Source organism: Caballeronia catudaia, from assembly GCF_001544755.2.
GTDB classification, from domain to species: Bacteria; Pseudomonadota; Gammaproteobacteria; order Burkholderiales; family Burkholderiaceae; genus Caballeronia; species Caballeronia catudaia.
Map to the genome: position 1 here is coordinate 16,645 of NZ_FCOF02000029.1, position 16,689 is coordinate 33,333.

The 16,689-nt window shown below is 64.9% G+C and carries 16 protein-coding genes; 6 read left to right on the forward strand and 10 right to left on the reverse strand.

Annotated elements, in window-relative coordinates:
• The first annotated feature begins 1 nt into the window (after position 1).
• Positions 2 to 1,150 carry a DUF1501 domain-containing protein gene (locus tag AWB75_RS25090; RefSeq protein WP_061126745.1) on the forward strand — a complete coding sequence of 383 codons (1,149 nt, stop codon included), beginning with the start codon at positions 2 to 4 and terminating at the stop codon, positions 1,148 to 1,150.
• A gap of 3 nt (positions 1,151 to 1,153) precedes the next feature.
• On the opposite strand, the gene AWB75_RS25095 is transcribed toward AWB75_RS25090, so the two are convergent.
• From AWB75_RS25095 to AWB75_RS25105, 3 genes are read right to left on the reverse strand one after another with little or no spacing between them, the layout of a single operon-like run.
• A complete protein-coding gene (locus AWB75_RS25095) occupies positions 1,154 to 1,789 on the reverse strand; it encodes an ankyrin repeat domain-containing protein (protein ID WP_061126746.1) in 636 nt (211 codons plus the stop codon).
• A complete protein-coding gene (locus AWB75_RS25100) occupies positions 1,786 to 2,400 on the reverse strand; it encodes a c-type cytochrome (RefSeq protein ID WP_061126747.1) in 615 nt (204 codons plus the stop codon). The genes AWB75_RS25095 and AWB75_RS25100 overlap by 4 nt, the downstream gene beginning before the upstream one ends.
• The gene (locus AWB75_RS25105) at positions 2,400 to 4,139 is read right to left on the reverse strand and encodes a pyrroloquinoline quinone-dependent dehydrogenase (RefSeq protein WP_061126748.1); all 1,740 of its coding nucleotides are present in this window, start codon (positions 4,137 to 4,139) and stop codon (positions 2,400 to 2,402) included. The genes AWB75_RS25100 and AWB75_RS25105 overlap by 1 nt, the downstream gene beginning before the upstream one ends.
• Positions 4,140 to 4,491: 352 nt before the next feature.
• Here AWB75_RS25105 and ydiK point away from each other — a divergent pair, with 352 nt between their 5' ends.
• Both ydiK and AWB75_RS25115 read left to right on the forward strand, forming a co-directional pair.
• Positions 4,492 to 5,664: an AI-2E family transporter YdiK gene (ydiK, locus tag AWB75_RS25110; protein WP_143746489.1), complete on the forward strand. Its 1,173-nt coding sequence runs from the start codon at positions 4,492 to 4,494 to the stop codon at positions 5,662 to 5,664.
• Between the two features lie 191 nt (positions 5,665 to 5,855).
• Positions 5,856 to 6,407: a DUF6572 domain-containing protein gene (locus tag AWB75_RS25115; RefSeq protein WP_061126750.1), complete on the forward strand. Its 552-nt coding sequence runs from the start codon at positions 5,856 to 5,858 to the stop codon at positions 6,405 to 6,407.
• An 89-nt stretch (positions 6,408 to 6,496) separates the two neighbouring features.
• On the opposite strand, the gene AWB75_RS25120 is transcribed toward AWB75_RS25115, so the two are convergent.
• The 4 genes from AWB75_RS25120 to AWB75_RS25135 form a co-directional block, all read right to left on the reverse strand.
• Positions 6,497 to 7,222, reverse strand: coding sequence for a hypothetical protein (locus AWB75_RS25120; RefSeq protein ID WP_407642163.1), 726 nt, complete (start codon positions 7,220 to 7,222; stop codon positions 6,497 to 6,499).
• Between the two features lie 108 nt (positions 7,223 to 7,330).
• Positions 7,331 to 8,452 (reverse strand): enoyl-CoA hydratase/isomerase family protein, encoded by a 1,122-nt coding sequence (locus tag AWB75_RS25125; protein ID WP_061126752.1) that lies wholly within the window; start codon positions 8,450 to 8,452, stop codon positions 7,331 to 7,333.
• A gap of 4 nt (positions 8,453 to 8,456) precedes the next feature.
• Positions 8,457 to 10,163 carry an AMP-binding protein gene (locus AWB75_RS25130; protein ID WP_061126753.1) on the reverse strand — a complete coding sequence of 569 codons (1,707 nt, stop codon included), beginning with the start codon at positions 10,161 to 10,163 and terminating at the stop codon, positions 8,457 to 8,459.
• 21 nt (positions 10,164 to 10,184) lie between these two features.
• On the reverse strand, positions 10,185 to 11,318 hold the full coding sequence (locus AWB75_RS25135) for an acyl-CoA dehydrogenase family protein (RefSeq protein ID WP_061126796.1): 1,134 nt from the start codon (positions 11,316 to 11,318) through the stop codon (positions 10,185 to 10,187).
• Between the two features lie 134 nt (positions 11,319 to 11,452).
• Between AWB75_RS25135 and AWB75_RS25140 the strand changes: the two genes are divergently transcribed.
• Entirely contained in the window at positions 11,453 to 12,517 is a 1,065-nt protein-coding gene (locus AWB75_RS25140) for an AraC family transcriptional regulator (protein WP_235012224.1), read from the forward strand.
• A 71-nt stretch (positions 12,518 to 12,588) separates the two neighbouring features.
• Entirely contained in the window at positions 12,589 to 12,750 is a 162-nt protein-coding gene (locus AWB75_RS38195; protein WP_200823028.1) for a hypothetical protein, read from the forward strand.
• Here the strand turns inward: AWB75_RS38195 and AWB75_RS25145 are convergent, their stop codons facing one another.
• Positions 12,751 to 13,422, reverse strand: coding sequence for a hypothetical protein (locus tag AWB75_RS25145; RefSeq protein WP_061126798.1), 672 nt, complete (start codon positions 13,420 to 13,422; stop codon positions 12,751 to 12,753).
• A gap of 219 nt (positions 13,423 to 13,641) precedes the next feature.
• Entirely contained in the window at positions 13,642 to 14,937 is a 1,296-nt protein-coding gene (locus AWB75_RS25150; protein ID WP_061126754.1) for an MFS family transporter, read from the reverse strand.
• A 330-nt stretch (positions 14,938 to 15,267) separates the two neighbouring features.
• On the opposite strand from AWB75_RS25150, the gene AWB75_RS25155 reads away from it, so the two are divergent.
• Positions 15,268 to 16,290: a DUF2891 domain-containing protein gene (locus AWB75_RS25155; RefSeq protein ID WP_061126755.1), complete on the forward strand. Its 1,023-nt coding sequence runs from the start codon at positions 15,268 to 15,270 to the stop codon at positions 16,288 to 16,290.
• A 19-nt stretch (positions 16,291 to 16,309) separates the two neighbouring features.
• On the opposite strand, the gene AWB75_RS25160 is transcribed toward AWB75_RS25155, so the two are convergent.
• Entirely contained in the window at positions 16,310 to 16,630 is a 321-nt protein-coding gene (locus AWB75_RS25160; RefSeq protein ID WP_061126799.1) for a YnfA family protein, read from the reverse strand.
• Between the last annotated feature and the right edge of the window lie 59 nt (positions 16,631 to 16,689).

The window sequence follows — 16,689 nt, forward strand, 5'->3', positions numbered from 1 at the left end:
CATGCTGACGCGTCGCAAATTCCTGTGGTGCGCGGGCGCGGGCGCCGGCGCGATGCTCGTCGCGCCGCAACTCGTGTTCGCGTCCGCCGAAACCGACCGCCGCTTCGTGTTCGTGATCCAGCGCGGCGCGGCGGACGGGCTGAACATCGTCGTGCCGTATGGCGATCCGGCTTATGCGGCGGCGCGCGGACCGCTCGCCATCGACGCATCGACCGCGACGAAGCTCGACGGCACCTTCGCGCTGCATCCGTCGCTCGCGGCGACCGCGCAGATGTATCGCGACAAGGAGGCGCTGTTCGTGCACGCGGTGGCGTCGCCGTATCGTGAGCGCTCGCACTTCGACGGCCAGAACGTGCTCGAAACGGGCGGCGCCGCGCCGTATCGGCTGAAGGACGGCTGGATGAACCGCCTGCTCGCGATGCTGCCCGCGCCGCGCACCGATGCCATCGCGTTCGCGCCGACCGTGCCGCTCGCGCTGCGCGGCCGCGCGGAAGTGACGTCGTATGCGCCGTCGTCGCTGCCCCAGGCGCCGGACGATCTCATCGCGCGCGTGTCGCAGCTCTACGCGGGCGATGCGCAACTTCATTCGTTATGGGAGGCCGCGATGCAGGCGCGTGGTCTCGCCGCCGATGCGGGCGCGCGCCAGAATCCGGCGAGCCTCGGCAAGCTCGCGGCGACTTTCCTGAGCAAGCCCGACGGCCCGCGCATCGCGATGATCGAAACGGGCGGCTGGGACACGCACAGCGCGCAGAATCCGCGCCTCGCCACGCAACTGAAGGCGCTCGACGCGATGCTCGCCGCCCTGCGCGATGGCCTGGGCGTTCACTGGGCCAACACGACAGTGCTGGTCGCGACCGAGTTCGGCCGCACGGCGGCGGCGAATGGCACGGGCGGCACGGATCACGGCACGGCGTCGGCGGCGATGATCGTCGGCGGCGCGGTGGCCGGCGGACGCGTGCTCGCGGACTGGCCGGGACTCGCTGCGGCATCGCTGTATCAGGCGCGCGACCTGAAGCCGACGATCGGGCTCGATGCGGTCATCGCGAGCGCGGCGGGCGAGACCTTCGGCATCGATCCGCGGCAGGCACGTGCGGCGCTCTTTCCCGATGGCGGCGCGCAACAGTTTGGACAACGAATCCTGAGGGCGTAAGGTTCAGCCCTTCGACAGCAACGCCGCGACATGCGTCGAGCCGGTCTGCTCGGCGATGTCCTTCGCCGTCATGCCGCGATCGTCGCGCAGATCGCGTCGCGCGCCGCGTGCGAGCAGCATCGACGCGGTGTCTTCCTGATCGTAGCCCGCCGCCCACATCAGGGCCGTGAGGTGATTCCGGTACGCCGCGTTCACATCGACGCCCGCATCGAGCAGACGCTGCACGATGGCCGTATGCCCGCGCCCGGCGGCGTACTCGATCGCGGTTTTGCCGATGCGGTCGGCCGCGGCGGCATCGGCATGATGCGCGAGCAGGAGCGCGGCGATTTCGTCGTTGCCATCGAAGGCGGCGGCCATCAGCGGCGTGATGCCCTGCACGTCCGCCTGATTCACGTTCGCGCCCCGCTCGATCAGCATGCGCGCCATCGCCGTCAGGCCTTTCTTGCACGCGCTGATGAGCGGCGTGTCACCGATGCGGTTGCGCGCGTCGATTGCCGCGCCTTCGTCGACGAGGCGCGTGACGGCCGCCCGGTCGCCCGCGCGCGTCGCGGTGAGCAACTGTTCGTTGAGCGTGTAGGTGTCGGGTTCGGCGTGAGCGGCCGCGCAAACCAGCATCATCGACAAGACGAGCGCTTTCATTGCAGATTCGCAATGTAGTTCGCGAGATTCTCGATATCCGCGTCCGTCAGGTTCTTCGATACGCTCGTCATGTTGCCCGCGTCGTTGGTTCGCTTCCTGTCGCGGAAGTCCTGCAACTGCTTGACGATATACGGATACTGCTGCCCCGCGACGCGAGGAATCTCGTTCTGCCCCGAGGAGCCTCCGAGATGACACATCGTGCAGAGAATTTCTTCGGACTTCTTCCTGCCCGCCTCGACCTTGATTGGGTCCGCCTTGAAATCGGTGGCGATCGGCTTTTGCGCGGCGAAGTAATCCGCGAGCGCGTGCATGTCCTCGGGCGTGAGATTCAAGGCCATCGGGGACATGCGCGGGTCGCTGCGGCGGCCCGCCTTGAAATCGCGCAACTGCAGATAGAGATAGCGCGACGTCTGTCCCGCGAGCGACGGATACTCGCCCGTCGTGGAGTTGCCGCCGAGACCGTGACACGACGTGCAGATGGCCGCCTTCGCTGCTGCGGCGGCGGCCGCGTCGGCAGCGCGGGACAACGACGGCAGCGACAACAGCAGGCACACGACGATCCACAGCGCGTAGACGAGCCAGATACGCACACGGATCGCGCGTGTCTTCATCAGGGCAGCGCGAACACCATCACACTGTTGCCGCGCTTGGCATCGATCTGCGTGTTGCCGCCGGCCGCGACCGCGATGTACTGCTTGCCGTTCACCATGTACGACACCGCCGGCGCATTGACGCCCGCGCCGCACTGGAACTCCCACAGTTTGCGGCCGTTGGCGGCGTCGAAGGCGCGGAAGAGCCCGTTGGCTTCGCCGTTGAACACGAGCCCGCCCGCGGTCGCGAGCACGCCGCCGATCAGCGGCTGCTCCGTCTTGAAGCCCCACGCGATCTTGCCGGTATCGACATTCACCGCGACGAGCCTGCCCCACTGCTGCTCCGACGGTATCACCTTGAACGCGCCGCCGAGCCACAGCTTGCCGCCGGGATACGCCACTTCCTCGACCTGATACGTCATCGGCTGATGCAGGTTCGCCGCGTAGGCCATGCGCGTCTTCGGACTGAACGCCATCGGCGACCATTCGACGCCGCCGTTCGCGCCCGGCAGCATGCGCGCGCCGGTGGGCGTCGGCAGGGTCCAGACGCCTTCCTGCGGAACCATCGCATCGGAGATGCGGATGATTTTCCCGTCGCGGCGGTCGTGCACATACACGAAGCCCGTCTTGCCGCCGTGGATGATGGCGGGAATCATCTGCCCGTTCTTGTCCTTCACGTCGACGAGAATCGGCGGGCTCGCCGCATCGAGATCCCACACGTCATGCGCGATGTACTGGTAGTGCCATTTGTACTTGCCGGTATCGAGCTCGATCGCGACGAGCGAATCGGTATAGAGATTGTCGCCGGGGCGAATCGCGCCATAGAGATCCGGCGACGGATTGCCGACCACGAAATACACCGTGCGCGTCTGGCGATCAATCGCGGGCGCCATCCACACGCCGCCGCCGAGCGTCTTCGTGAAATCCGTGCCCTTGTCCGCGAGCGTCTTCTTCTCCGCGGCGATGTCGCGTTTCATGTTGCGGCCGACGGCATCGTTCTCCGCCCAGACGCCTTCGCTGCCCGTGTCGGGAATCGTGTAGAAGGTCCACAGCAACTGGCCCGAGTTCGCGTCGAACGCTTTCACAAAGCCGCGTATGCCGTACTCTCCGCCGTTCGTGCCGATCAGCACTTTGTCATCGACGACGACCGGCGCCATCGTCTCCGAATAGCCCTCTTCCGGATCGGCGATCTGCGTCGACCAGAGCACGTTGCCGGTCTTCGCATCGAGCGCGACGAGCTTCGCATCGAGCGTGCCCATGAAGAGCCGGTTGCCCGAGATCGCGACGCCGCGATTGTTCGGACCACAGCAGAAGGTCGTGACCGGACCCATCTTGTGCTTGTAATGCCAGAACTCCTTGCCCGTGACCGCGTCGATCGCATAGACGTGGTTGTAGGACGTGGTGAGGAACATCACGCCGTTCGAAACGATCGGCGCGGTTTCCATCGACTCCATGACCGCCGTCTGAAAGATGAACGCGGGCTTGAGTTTCGCCACGTTCGACGTGTTGATCTGCGTCGCGGGTGCGTAGCGCGTTTCGGCATACGAGCCGTTCGAGTGCAGCCACGACGCGCTGTCGCCCGCGGCGCTGTCGAGTTGCTGCTGCGAGATCGGCCGCAACGTCGATGGAACCGGCGAGGCTTGCGTCGTGTTGGCGTTCTGGACTTCGTCGGCGGCCTGAATTCCGGGCGATGTCACGATCCCGAAAGCACCGAAGGCAACAATGAGCGGAACGAGCGAAGTGCGGGAAAAACCGGCCATGACAGTCTCTCAAATCGTTCTTGTATCGTCCTCGTTGGTTGCGGCGGAGCATAACGTGCTCTTTTCTGCGCCCGCAAAAAGAATAGGCAATTTAATAACGCATTTCCAGCAAACATCGAAGCACCCGTTCGATGCGCCACGCATGCGAAGAAGGGTATTTCATGGGCAGGCGCGTGACGATTTTTAGTAGTATGGATTGGATGCCGTTATCATTGCGCCCGTCACGCCGGAAGCGGCTTGCCGGATCGCCGGCTTTCGCTTATCGCTCGCTTATCGTTCGTGTAGCGCTCGTTGCGCGCCGTCTCGATGTTTCCTGTTGCGGCATCGACCCTCACTTTCATCCGGACGCATCATGCCAATCCTATCCAACGGGCAGCCGAATCCGAATCCCCGCCAGCCGGTGGATATCGCCCGCATCCTGCTCGTCATCACGATCCTGACCGCGCTCACGGTCGGCAGCCTCTACGTGCTGCGCCCGTTCCTGCCCGGTCTCATCTGGGCGACGACGATCGTCGTCGCGACCTGGCCGCTCATGCTCGCCGTGCAGCGGCGCTGCGGCAACCGCCGCTGGATCGCGACCACCGTGATGCTGCTCATCCTGCTGATCGTCATCGTGCTGCCGCTCTATTCGGCTATCTCCACGCTCGCGGTGCACGGCGCCGACATCATGGCCGCCATCAAGAGCCTGCCGAGCTATGCCCTGCCGCCGCCGCCGAACTGGGTGCACGATGTGCCGCTCGCGGGCGCGCGGGTTTCGAAGGAATGGCAGACGCTCTCGGACGCGGGCCCCGGCGGCCTGCTCGCGAAGCTCGAACCGTATGTGACGATCGCCGCACGCTGGATGCTTTCGCATGCGGCCGTCGTCGGCGTGTTCGTGATGCACATGCTGATCACCATCGTCATCTCCGGCATTCTGTATATGAACGGCGAGGCGGCGGGACGCTTCGTCGTGCGCTTCGCGACGCGCATCGCCGCGCAGCGCGGCGCGGAAGCCGTGAAGCTCGCCGGCCTCGCGATTCGCGCGGTGGCGCTCGGCATCGTCGTGACGGCGGTCACGCAGTCGGCGCTAGGCGGCATCGGGCTCGCGCTCGCGGGCGTGCCGGCGGCGGGCATCATCACGGCCGTCATGCTGATGCTGTGTCTCGCGCAGATCGGCCCGCTGCTGCCGCTTCTCGGCGGCGTCGCCTATCTCTTCTGGCACGACGCGCACATCGCGGGATCGCTGCTGCTGGTGTGGTCGATCATGATCGCCATGCTCGACAACTTCCTGCGGCCGATTCTCATCAAGCGCGGCGTGAACCTCTCGATGCTGCTGATTCTCTCCGGCGTGCTCGGCGGCATGTTCGCGTTCGGCATAGTCGGATTGTTCATCGGTCCCGTCATTCTCGCGGTCACGTCGACGATCCTGAATGCGTGGATCAACGAGCAGCCGCCGCTGCCGCAAGTCGAAGCGATGACTAACGAGGAAGTCGCCAAACCCACATCGGCTGCGGATCTCGCGGATGCATCGCGGAGGCGGACGTGATTGATAAATAGATTCGCATTTTGTCGCATTTGTTTGCGGCAATCAGATTGCGCTTAATTGGCGAATTAGGATTCTTACGAAAATAAGATTTTCTCCGATTAAATAGCGTGTTTCACGATAATCGGGCAGTGAAGGTCCGCTACAATACAAACCTTTGATACTTGCCCGATTCAGGGCGCAGGGGATTGACCATGTCTTTGCGCGACGTGGACGCCATCGATTACATCGGAGTGAACATTCTCTTCAAGCGTGTATATGTCGGGCTCTTCGACGAGCTCGACTGGCGCGATGAACGGGAACACCAGGATTTGCTCACGAAGAAAATCGACCACTACATTCGTTATATTCGCTCCGGCAAATTGCTGTTGAATTATCCGAAAGTTCGCGGTTATGAGATCGTGATCGAATATGTGTCGACGCATTCCATGCCTTCCTCTGCGCGCGAATACTGGAAATCGCGTGAACGCCTATTGGCCGATGCCGGTTACACAACGCGTGCCCGCGGCGTAGACGTGCGTCCTTCGCTCGGCATCGCGGTCGAAAAACCCGAGCCTGTCGAAACAGAGCATGTCGAGGCCGAGCCCGTCGAGCCGCCCGCGCTGGAAGTGCTCGATGCCGATCCGCACGCGCAACTTGCCGACGTCACCGATATCGCGTATCTCCCGCCGCTGTCGCGCGAGTCGCGCCGGAGGCAAGCCCTCCCTTTACTGAGGCGCCTGGCGATGCGCCAGGCGGCCGGCTGAAGAACGCATGACCCCGCAAACAAAAAGGCGGCGTGGCTCGAAGTAGAGCCACGCCGCTTTCGTTTTACGCGCGCGTTCGACGCGTCACATCACTTCGCGCCGGTCAACGCCGAAGTCGCGATGGACGGCACGGAAATGCCGTTCGTCTTCGCGTATTGCACCGCTTGCGTGAGCGTCTGCACGAGCGACTGCAACTGTCCCGGCGCGGATTGCGCGATATAGGTCGCGGCCTGTGCGGTCGCCGGGTTCGAACCGGCTTGCAGCAGCGACGACATATTCATCGAGTTCGACACGGAGCCGAGATCCGATTGCAGGCCGGCGTACTGCTTTACGCCTTGCCCGAGCGACGCGAGGCCTTCGGTGAAGGTCTTCTTGCTCGCGGCGGTGGGTGGCGTGGCCGCGCCGCTGGTCATTGCCTGCATCAACGATTGCGAAACGCTCTGCTGCGTGCCGCCGAGCTGCGACAGCACGCTCGTGCTCGGTACGCCGCTTCCGCCCGATGCGCCCGACAACAAGCCAGCCGCCGATTGCGCCTGGCTCGCGACACTCGACATGCCCATTGCAGACGCGAGGCTCGACTGCCCCGACAGCACCTGCTGGTTCGCACCGAGATAGTTCTGCACGAGCGAAGTCAGCGCCGAAGGCTGCGCCGCGCCGTTCGCGCCGGCGGCGGCTTCGGACTTGCCGCTGCCGAAGCCGAATTGCTGAAGGTTGATCTGTGCGTGCGACGCGGCCGGTGCGATCAGCGCGAATGCGATGCCGGCCGACAGAAGCGCCCGATGTGACATACGAATCGGTGACTTACGGTTCGGCATGGTCGGTTCCTCCTCTTGAATGTCCGATGAACGGTGAGCCAGCTTCGACCCGTCGGACATTCACACAGTTCGCCGCGGAAACAATTGCTTGCGAATTGCGTCTGGAGATTATGCGCACAGCTCCGCGAGCGGATGCATCTCTTTACGCCACGGAGATGAGAGAAAGTGCTGCACGCGCTCGGCGCGCACCTGCGCGAGCGTCGTCGGCGCGAAACGAGGCCGCTGATCTTTGTCGATAATGAGCGCGCGCACGCCTTCGACGAAATCGCCGTCGTCGATCGCGCGATACACGACGCCCAGCTCCATGCGAAAGCAATCCGCAAGGGACATCTGACGGCCGCGCAAGAGCGCGTGATACGTCACCTCGAGCATCGTCGGCGAGTGGCGTTCGAGCGTGCCCAGCGTCGCGCGCGACCATTCGTTGTCCGCATCGGCGGCAAGCGACGCCGCGATGCGTTCCGCGCCGCCTGTCGCGCACGCGGTGAAATGACGCCTGATCTGCGCGCGGAGTTCGTCGACTGGCGCGTGGCGCTCGATGTTCGCGCTCGGCACGAACACGCGCCTCAACTGCGTCATTGCATCTTGCGCGTCGTGCCAGCGCACCGTTTCGAGACGCTCGATGAAGCCGCGCAGCCAAGCGGACGGCACGCATTCATCCGCGAGCCCGATGCGCTTCGCATCCGCGCCCGACAGACTCGCACCGGTCAGGCCGACGTACAGCGCGAGATCGCGTGGCAGCACGCGCAGGAAGTGCGTCGCGCCGACATCGGGCAGGAGTCCGATGCGCGTTTCGGGCATCGCCATGCGCGTGCGCTCGGTCGCGATGCGCAGCGCCGCGCCTTGCGCGAGGCCCATGCCGCCGCCCATCACGATGCCGTCCATCAGCGCGATGACCGGCTTCGCGAAACGATGGATCGTGTAATCGAGCCGATATTCGTCGATGAAAAATTTCAGCCACGGTGTCGCGTGATGCGGATCGTTGCGCACGGCGTGATACAGCTTGCGCACGTCGCCGCCCGCGCAAAACGCCTTGTCACCGGCGCCGCGTAAAACGACCGCGAGGATGGCATCGTCTTCGGCGCAGGTGGCGAAACAATCGGCGAGCAGCGCGATCATGTCGTGCGACAGCGCGTTCATCGCATGCGGCCGGTCGAGCGTGACGATCGCCACCCGATTGACGATTTCGAAGGCGACTTCCGGCGTGTCGCGCAACAGCCCTTGCGTGCTCATGCGTTCAGTCCGCCTTGCTCGTCTGACGCAGTTCCGGAAAATCTTCTTCCCAGAACTCGAACTCGCCGCGCGTGCCGGCTTCCGTGCGCGCCGCTTCCTGCCTGCGCAGATCGACGCGGCGGATCTTGCCGGAAATCGTCTTCGGCAATTCCGCGAATTCGAGCCGGCGGATTCGCTTGTACGGCGCGAGCCGCTCGCGCGAGAACGCGAACACGCTCTTCGCGAGCTCCGGTCCGATGGCGTAACCGTGACGCAGCGTGACAAACGCCTTCGGCACCGAAAGACGCAGCGGATCTGGACTCGGCACGACAGCCGCTTCCGCGATCGCATCGTGTTCGATCAGCACACTCTCCAGCTCGAACGGGCTCAGCCGGTACTCCGACGACTTGAACACGTCGTCCGCGCGGCCGACGTAGACGAAGTAACCGTCCGCGCCGCGCGCCGCCACATCCGACGTGCGATAGAAACCGCCGCGCATCGCGTTTTCGGTGGCCTTCGGATTGCCCGCGTAACCGGTCATCAGGCCGAGCGGCGGCGGATCGAGCGCGAGCGCGATTTCGCCCTCCTCCGCGGCGTTTCCGTCCGGATCGAGCAGCGCCACGCGATAACCCGGCAACGGACGGCCCATCGAGCCCGGCACGACCCGCTGGCCCGGCGTGTTGGCGATCTGCGCGGTGGTCTCGGTCTGCCCGTAGCCGTCGCGGATCGACAAGCCCCACGCGGCCTGCACGCGCTCGATGATCTCCGGATTGAGCGGCTCGCCCGCGCCGACGATCTCGCGCAGCTTCACGTCATACGCGGTGAGCGGCTCCTGCACGAGCATGCGCCACACGGTCGGCGGCGCACACAGCGTGGTGACTTCGTGCTTCACGAGCGCATCGAGCGTGCGCGCCGCGTCGAAGCGGCTGAAGTTGTAGATGAACACGCACGCCTGCGCATTCCACGGCGCGAAGAAGCAGCTCCACGCGTGCTTCGCCCAGCCAGGCGAGCTGATGTTCCAGTGCACGTCGCCGGGTTGCAGGCCGATCCAGTACATCGTCGACAGATGGCCGACCGGATAGCTCTGATGCGTATGCGCGACCAGTTTCGGCTTCGACGTCGTGCCCGAGGTGAAGTACAGCAGATACGGATCGTTCGCTTTCGTTTCGGCATCCGAATTAAATTCCGGCGATGCGCCGTAAGCCGCTTCATAGGCAAGCCAGCCTTCCATCGCGCCGCCCACCGCGATGCGCAGGCCGGGCACGTCGATGCCATCGAACTTCTGCGTTTCCGCTGCATCGACGATCACATGTTGCACGCCGCCGAGCGCGATGCGGTCGCGCAAGTCCGCGTTCGCGAGCTGCGTCGTCGCGGGCAGGACGATGGCGCCGAGCTTCATCGCGGCGAGCATCGTTTCCCATAGCTCGACGCGGTTCGGCAGCATCAGCAGAATGCGCTCGCCGCGCCGCACGTTCAGGCTGCGCAAGTGATTGGCCACGCGCGCGGAACGCTCGCTCATCTGCGCGAACGATAGACGCGTCTCGCCGCCGCTTTCGTTCACGATATGCAGCGCGGGCGCATCGTTGCCGCGCGCCATCGGATCGAAATAATCGAGCGCCCAGTTGAAGCGATCGAGCACAGGCCACTCGAACTCGCGATACGCGGTGTCGTAATCGGTGCGATGCGCAAACAGAAAGTCTCGTGCTTCGATGAATGCCTGGGCTCGATTCATTGCGTCTCCGTTTATAGGTCTTCAGACGTTGCGCGCGATCACCATCCGCTGCACTTCGCTCGTGCCTTCATAGATCTGCGTGATGCGCGCATCGCGATAGTGACGCTCCACCGGATAGTCCTGCAAGTAGCCGTAGCCGCCGTGAATCTGGATCGCATCGGAACACACGCGCTCCGCCATTTCCGATGCGTATAGCTTCGCCTGCGACGCCTCCGACAGACACGGCACGCTTTCCGTGCGCATGCGCGCCGCGTGGTGGATAAGAAGGCGCGCGGCGTTGATCTGCGTCTGCATGTCGGCGAGCATGTTCGCGACCGACTGATGTTCCTGGATCGGCTTGCCGAACTGCACGCGCTCCCTCGCATACGCGCGCGCCGCATCGAAAGCCGCGCGCGCGATGCCGAGCGCCTGCGCCGCAATGCCGATGCGCCCGCCTTCCAGATTCGACAACGCGATCTTCAGGCCCTCGCCGCGCTTGCCGAGCAGGTTCGCGGCGGGAATCGCGCAATCGTCGAACGTGATCGGACAGGTATCGGAGGCGCGGATGCCGAGCTTGTGCTCCGGCGCGCCGACGTTGAAGCCGGGCGTATTCGTCGGCACGATGAACGCCGAGATGCCGCGCTTGCCCTGCTCTGGATCGGTGACCGCGAAGACGATCGCCACGCCCGCGCGCTTGCCGTTGGTGACGAACTGCTTGCTGCCGGAAAGCACCCACGTGCCGTCTTTTTCGACGGCGCGCACGCGCAGGTTGTTCGCCTCGGAGCCCGCCTGCGGCTCTGTCAGACAGAACGCGCCGATGATCTCGCCGCTCGCGAGCTTCGGAAGCCAGTCGGCCTTTTGCGCGTCGGTGCCGTACGCGAGGATCGGCCCGCAGCCGACGGAGTTGTGCACGCTCATCAGCGTCGCGCAGGACGCGCAGCCGGCGGCGATCTCTTCCATCGCGAGCGCGTAGGCGATGTAGTCGCTGAATGTGCCGCCGAGTTCGGCGGGCACGATCATGCCGAGCAGGCCGAGCTCGCCGAGATGCTTCACGACGGCGTCGGGAATGGCTGCGTCCTTGTCCCACTGGCCCGCGTTCGGCGCGAGCACTTCGGTGGCGAACTGGCGAGCCGCGTCGCGGATCATGCGCTGCTCTTCGGTGAGGAAAGCGTCGATCATGTTTCGATTTCGTTTGAATGGGGCTTGCGCGGCGCGGCGCGCGGTACGCATCGTTTAAACTTTCCGGCCGCCGCCCGCGTGGCGGATGGGCCGTCCGGCTACGAGTCTAGGCAATCGCCGGACATTAGCCGATGCCCAAAACGATCACGCTAACTGAGCGCTTTGGCCACCTAGTGACAACCCCAACTCACGGACGCAACATCGAGCGCGATTCGATTTCGGTCAGTCTCGTCGAAGCCGCGCTGCACTGCGCCGAGGCCCGCGGCGTCGCGCGCGAGGGCTTGCTGGCCGCTGCGGGCATTGCCCCGGCGACGCTCGATTCGCCGCGCGCACGCGTGTCGCCCGTGCAATACGGCAAGCTGTGGAATGCCACCGCCGACGCGCTCGACGACGAGTTCTTCGGCCAGGACGCGCATCCGATGCGCCGCGGCAGCTTCGTGCTCCTGTGTCATGCGGCGCTTTCCGCACGCGACGGCGCGCAGGCGCTCGCGCGCATCGCGAATTTCCTGCGCCTCGTGCTCGACGATCTCACCTTCACGCCCGATATCGACGAACAGCGCGTGCGCATCTGGCTCGACGACAAAGCCGCGCCCAAGTCGATGTTCGCCTACGCGACCGGCTTCATCCTCGTATATGGGTTGTTGTGCTGGCTGGTCGGGCGGCGCATTCCGGTGCTCGCGGCGCATCTGCGCTGTCCCGAACCGCACGCGAGCGACGAATACCGCCTCATGTTCTGCGACGACCTGCGCTTTGACGCGCCGCGCTCGTTCGTCGATCTGTCGGCCGACTGCGCGGCGCTGCCGGTCGTGCAGACGAGCACGACGCTGAGGCGCTTCCTGCGCGACGCGCCGGCGAACTTCATCGTGAAATATCGCAATCCGGATTCGCTCGCGGCGCGCATCAAGGCGCGTCTGAAGCAGACCGCGCCGACGGACTGGCCCGAGGCCGAGAACATCGCGGCGGCGCTGAACATGGCGGAAGCGACGCTGCGGCGGCGCCTCAAACAGGAAGGGCTGACGTATCAGACGATCAAGGACGCGCTGAGACGCGATCTCGCGATCGCGCGTCTCGCGCACACGCAGGAGACGATTGCGCAGATCGCCGACGCGCTCGGCTTCGCGGAGCCGAGCGCATTCCGGCGCGCTTTTCGAAAGTGGACGGGCGTGCGCCCCGCCGATTACCGTCGCGACGGCTGACTGCGCGGGTGTGCCGGGACTGCTATATTGAATCGACGATGACTCGATGACCTCGCATCACGGAGCGCACCATGAAGAAAGCCAACCGGGAGGAACGTTCAAAGCGGGATCAGCCGCCCGCACTGAACGAAGAGGATTTGCTCGATGAAGCGCTGGAAGAGACCTTCCCCGCGAGCGATCCGATCGCCGTGCATCCCGAGCCGAAAGCTCCGAAGGACGGCAAGAAAAAATAATCATTCGCCCAGTTCGGGCTCGTCCGGGCTCGACAGCAGCGCCACCAGTTTCTCGACATGCTGATGTAACAGCTTCACGTGCTTGTCGATCTGTTCGAGACGCCCGGTCAGATCGGCCTTCGCCGCTTCGCTCATGCGATCCGAGGTAAGCAGTTCATCGACTTTCGGTTGCATCCCGTCGACCTGCAGCAGCCCGAGCTGACGCTCCAGACGGCGCAAATCCTGCGACAGCAGTTCGCGATTCTTGCGAAACAGCAGGTCGCGGCGGTTCACCTCGGCCTGTTGCTGGGCGAGATCGGCGACGCGGCGCGTCGCCTCGGTTTGCGAAAGCAGCGGCTCCGGGCCGCGCAGCACCGAGCGCTTCGGCGCGGGATGGGCCGTGCCGCGGAACACGGCCATCGGCGTTTCTTCGTCCATCGCGCGCTGCACGTCGGGCGGGACTTCGTCGCTCGCGCGGCGTTCGTCCATCCAGTGCGGCGGCAGGCCCGTGACGAGCTCGATGCCGCGCACGAACTCCTCATTGAAATCACGCTGACCGGCGACGATGAGCTTCATGAACGTCGGCGAGAAGTTCATCATGCGCGCGAGGCGTCCAGCGCCTCCCGGCGAGCCGACCAGAACGTTCAGGTTGGCGCGCCAGACAAGGAACAGCGTTTCGTCGAAATCTTCCATGAACAGGCTCCACGCAGACCGACGCGCCCGAATGTGCGCACCGGCATTGCGCGCGGCGGCTGCGCGCGCATGCATATCCGGTTCCCGCGCTTCTCTCGTTGTGATCGTGCACCGTAACCGGTGCGTCGCCTACATACCGCATAAAACACCATACTACCTTCATCGGCAAGCGATGCGGACGGCGGCCGTGTCGCCGTCATCCGCATGGCGTCAGCCGGTTCAGGGCTCGTTGCGCAGATACCCTTCCTTGCTCGGATCGAGCATGCGCCAGGAGACGATGAGCGAGATCGCGCACATCAGGGTCACGTACCAGAAGAACGTGGATTCGCTGCCGATCGACTTCAGCTTCAGCGCGACGAATTCCGCCGAGCCGCCGAACACCGCGTTGGCGACCGCATACGAGAGGCCGACGCCCAGCGCGCGCACTTCCGGCGGGAACATTTCCGCCTTGATGAGACCGCTGATCGACGTGTAGAAACTCACGATCGCGAGCGCCGCGACCACCAGCACGAACGCCATGACCGGGCTCGTCACGGTGGAGAGCGCGTGCAGCAGCGGCACCGTGCAGACCGTCGCGAGGCCGCCGAACCAGAGCATCGACGCACGGCGCCCGATACGGTCCGACAACGCGCCGAACAACGGCTGCAACAGCATATAGACGAAGAGCGCGGCGGTCATCACGTTGCTGGCGGTCTTTGCGTGCATGCCCGCCGTGTTGACCAGGTACTTCTGCATGTAGGTCGTGAACGTGTAGAAAATCAGCGAGCCGCCCGCCGTGAAACCGACCACGGTCATGAACGCGCCCTTGTGCTGCAGCAGGCCCTTGAGCGTGCCCGCTTCCTTGCGATCGCGCGTTTCGGCGGTCGAGGTTTCGTCGAGCGAACGGCGCAGATACAGGGAAACCAGCGCCGCGCACGCGCCGATGAAGAACGGAACGCGCCAGCCCCACGCCTTCAGCTCTTCCGTCGACAGGAACAGTTGCAGGATCACGAGCACGAGCAGCGCGGCAAGCTGCCCGCCGATCAGCGTCACGTACTGGAAGGACGCGAAGAAGCCGCGCCGGCCGCGCAGCGCCACTTCACTCATGTAGGTCGCGCTCGTGCCGTATTCGCCGCCGACCGACAAACCCTGGAACAGCCGCGCGATCAGCAGCAGGAACGGCGCCCACGCACCGATCGTCGCGTAGGTCGGCAGGAAGGTGATGACGAGCGAGCCGCCGCACATCATCAGGACGGAGATCATCATCGCGTTGCGGCGGCCGTGCTTGTCGGCGATGCGGCCGAACAGCCAGCCGCCGATCGGACGCATCAGGAAGCCCGCCGCGAACACACCCGCCGTGTTCAGGAGCTGCACCGTCGGATTGCCGCCCGGAAAGAACGCCGCCGAGAAATACAGCGCGAGGAACGAGTAGATATAGAAGTCGAACCACTCGACGAGGTTGCCCGACGAGGCGCCGACGATCGCGAAAACGCGGCGCCGGGTGTCCTCGGGGGAATAAGCGTGAATGTCGGTCATGTTGTTTTCTGGGCTCTTGGTCACTGTCTGGATGGCGTTTGCCGGGGCTCGTGACCCCGGTGCGAACGCTCTTGGCGGCGTTCGGGCGCAAGTTTATACGACGGTTCGGCAGAGAGCGCGCGGTCGGGACATGCGAAATTCCGTGTCGACCGTTTGCCGTCGATGGCGTCCGGCGCTCGCTCAGGCTTGTCGTGAAAGCATTTCGCTGCCGTTTTGCGGGCTTGCGGCGCGCTCCCGCTGCCGTCGTACTAAGTAATTACCCTGATTCGAGATTTCGCTGACTATTTGTCGATAAAGTCTCGGGATCACGATTCGCACCAAGAGGACCGTATGAACCCGCATCAACCGATCACGCTCGACGCCGCGCTCGCGTCGAAGTTCGCCCAGGTCGCGCTCGGCCACCTGACACGCGAATATCCGAACAAGCTCGATCACGTAATGGCGGGCGAAGCCGACGTGCAAAGCCCGCGCGCGCTGCATCCGATCTTCTACGGCAGCTTCGACTGGCATTCCTGCGTGCACGGCTACTGGCTGATCGCGCGCCTTCACGACCTTTTTCCCGGCTTGCCGGAGGCAGAGCGTATCCGCGCGACGATCGACGCGCATTTCACCGATGCGAACGTCGCAGCCGAAGTCGCGTACCTGCGGCGCCCGGCCGCGCGCGGATTCGAGCGGCCCTACGGTTGGGCGTGGCTGCTCGCGCTCGCGGGTCAGCTTCGCTCGATGCAGTCCGACGACGGCGGGCGCTGGGCCCGCACGCTCCAGCCGCTCGCCGATGCCTTCGTCGCGCGTTTCGAGGAATTTCTGCCGAAATCGACGTATCCGCTGCGCGTCGGCACGCACTTCAACATGGCGTTCGCGCTGACGCTGGCGATCGGCTATGCGCGCATCGCGCGGAACGCGGACTTCGAGCGCATGCTGAGCGAGACGGCGCTGCGCTGGTTCGGGAACGATGCAGGCTGCCAGGCGTGGGAGCCGGCGGGCGACGAATTCCTGTCGCCGTCGCTGATGGAAGCGGTGCTGATGCGCCACGTGCTGCCGGGCGATGGCTTCGTCGGCTGGTTCGACCGGTTCCTGCCGCGCATCGCGGCGCGCGAACCCGCGACGCTTTTCACGCCCGCGACCGTCACCGATCGCAGCGACGGCAAGCTCGCGCATCTCGACGGCCTGAACCTCAGCCGCGCCTGGTGCCAGCGCACGATTGCGCGGGCGCTGCCGGCAGGCGATGCGCGCATCGCGGTGCTCGAAGCCAGCGCCGGCGAGCATCTGGCTTCGGGAATCGCGCACGTCGCGGGCGATTACATGGGCGAGCACTGGCTCGCGACGTTCGCGCTGCTCGCGCTCGAAGCGTGAAGGGTGATGCCGAATCGTGTCAGACGCGCGGCTGAAACGCGATCACGCCCATGCCGATGAGCGCGATCGCCGCGCCCGTGAGATCCCACGCCGTCGGCCGGATGCGGTCGACGGCCCATAGCCACGCGATCGCCACACCGATATACACGCCGCCGTACGCCGCATAGATGCGCCCCGCGGCGGTATCGTGCAGTGTCAGCAGCCACGCGAACAACGCGAGCGACAGCGCGCCCGGCACGACGAGCCACGGCGAGCCGCCCGCCTTGAGCCATCGATAAGGGAAATAGCAGCCGGCGATCTCGGCGATGGCCGTGACGACATAGAGCGTGAATGTTTTCATGACGCGCATTATCGGCGTTCGTGCGACGTTGCGCGGCGCGCGTGGTGTGCGGACAATGA

Bases quoted from the DNA above. Each gene is read 5' to 3' on its own strand.
- AWB75_RS25090 (WP_061126745.1), top strand. From the start codon at position 2: ATGCTGACGCGTCGCAAATTCCTGTGGTGCGCGGGCGCGGGCGCCGGC.
- AWB75_RS25095 (WP_061126746.1), bottom strand. From the start codon at position 1,789: ATGAAAGCGCTCGTCTTGTCGATGATGCTGGTTTGCGCGGCCGCTCAC.
- AWB75_RS25100 (WP_061126747.1), bottom strand. From the start codon at position 2,400: ATGAAGACACGCGCGATCCGTGTGCGTATCTGGCTCGTCTACGCGCTG.
- AWB75_RS25105 (WP_061126748.1), bottom strand. From the start codon at position 4,139: ATGGCCGGTTTTTCCCGCACTTCGCTCGTTCCGCTCATTGTTGCCTTC.
- ydiK (WP_143746489.1), top strand. From the start codon at position 4,492: ATGCCAATCCTATCCAACGGGCAGCCGAATCCGAATCCCCGCCAGCCG.
- AWB75_RS25115 (WP_061126750.1), top strand. From the start codon at position 5,856: ATGTCTTTGCGCGACGTGGACGCCATCGATTACATCGGAGTGAACATT.
- AWB75_RS25120 (WP_407642163.1), bottom strand. From the start codon at position 7,222: ATGCCGAACCGTAAGTCACCGATTCGTATGTCACATCGGGCGCTTCTG.
- AWB75_RS25125 (WP_061126752.1), bottom strand. From the start codon at position 8,452: ATGAGCACGCAAGGGCTGTTGCGCGACACGCCGGAAGTCGCCTTCGAA.
- AWB75_RS25130 (WP_061126753.1), bottom strand. From the start codon at position 10,163: ATGAATCGAGCCCAGGCATTCATCGAAGCACGAGACTTTCTGTTTGCG.
- AWB75_RS25140 (WP_235012224.1), top strand. From the start codon at position 11,453: ATGCCCAAAACGATCACGCTAACTGAGCGCTTTGGCCACCTAGTGACA.
- AWB75_RS38195 (WP_200823028.1), top strand. From the start codon at position 12,589: ATGAAGAAAGCCAACCGGGAGGAACGTTCAAAGCGGGATCAGCCGCCC.
- AWB75_RS25145 (WP_061126798.1), bottom strand. From the start codon at position 13,422: ATGGAAGATTTCGACGAAACGCTGTTCCTTGTCTGGCGCGCCAACCTG.
- AWB75_RS25150 (WP_061126754.1), bottom strand. From the start codon at position 14,937: ATGACCGACATTCACGCTTATTCCCCCGAGGACACCCGGCGCCGCGTT.
- AWB75_RS25155 (WP_061126755.1), top strand. From the start codon at position 15,268: ATGAACCCGCATCAACCGATCACGCTCGACGCCGCGCTCGCGTCGAAG.
- AWB75_RS25160 (WP_061126799.1), bottom strand. From the start codon at position 16,630: ATGAAAACATTCACGCTCTATGTCGTCACGGCCATCGCCGAGATCGCC.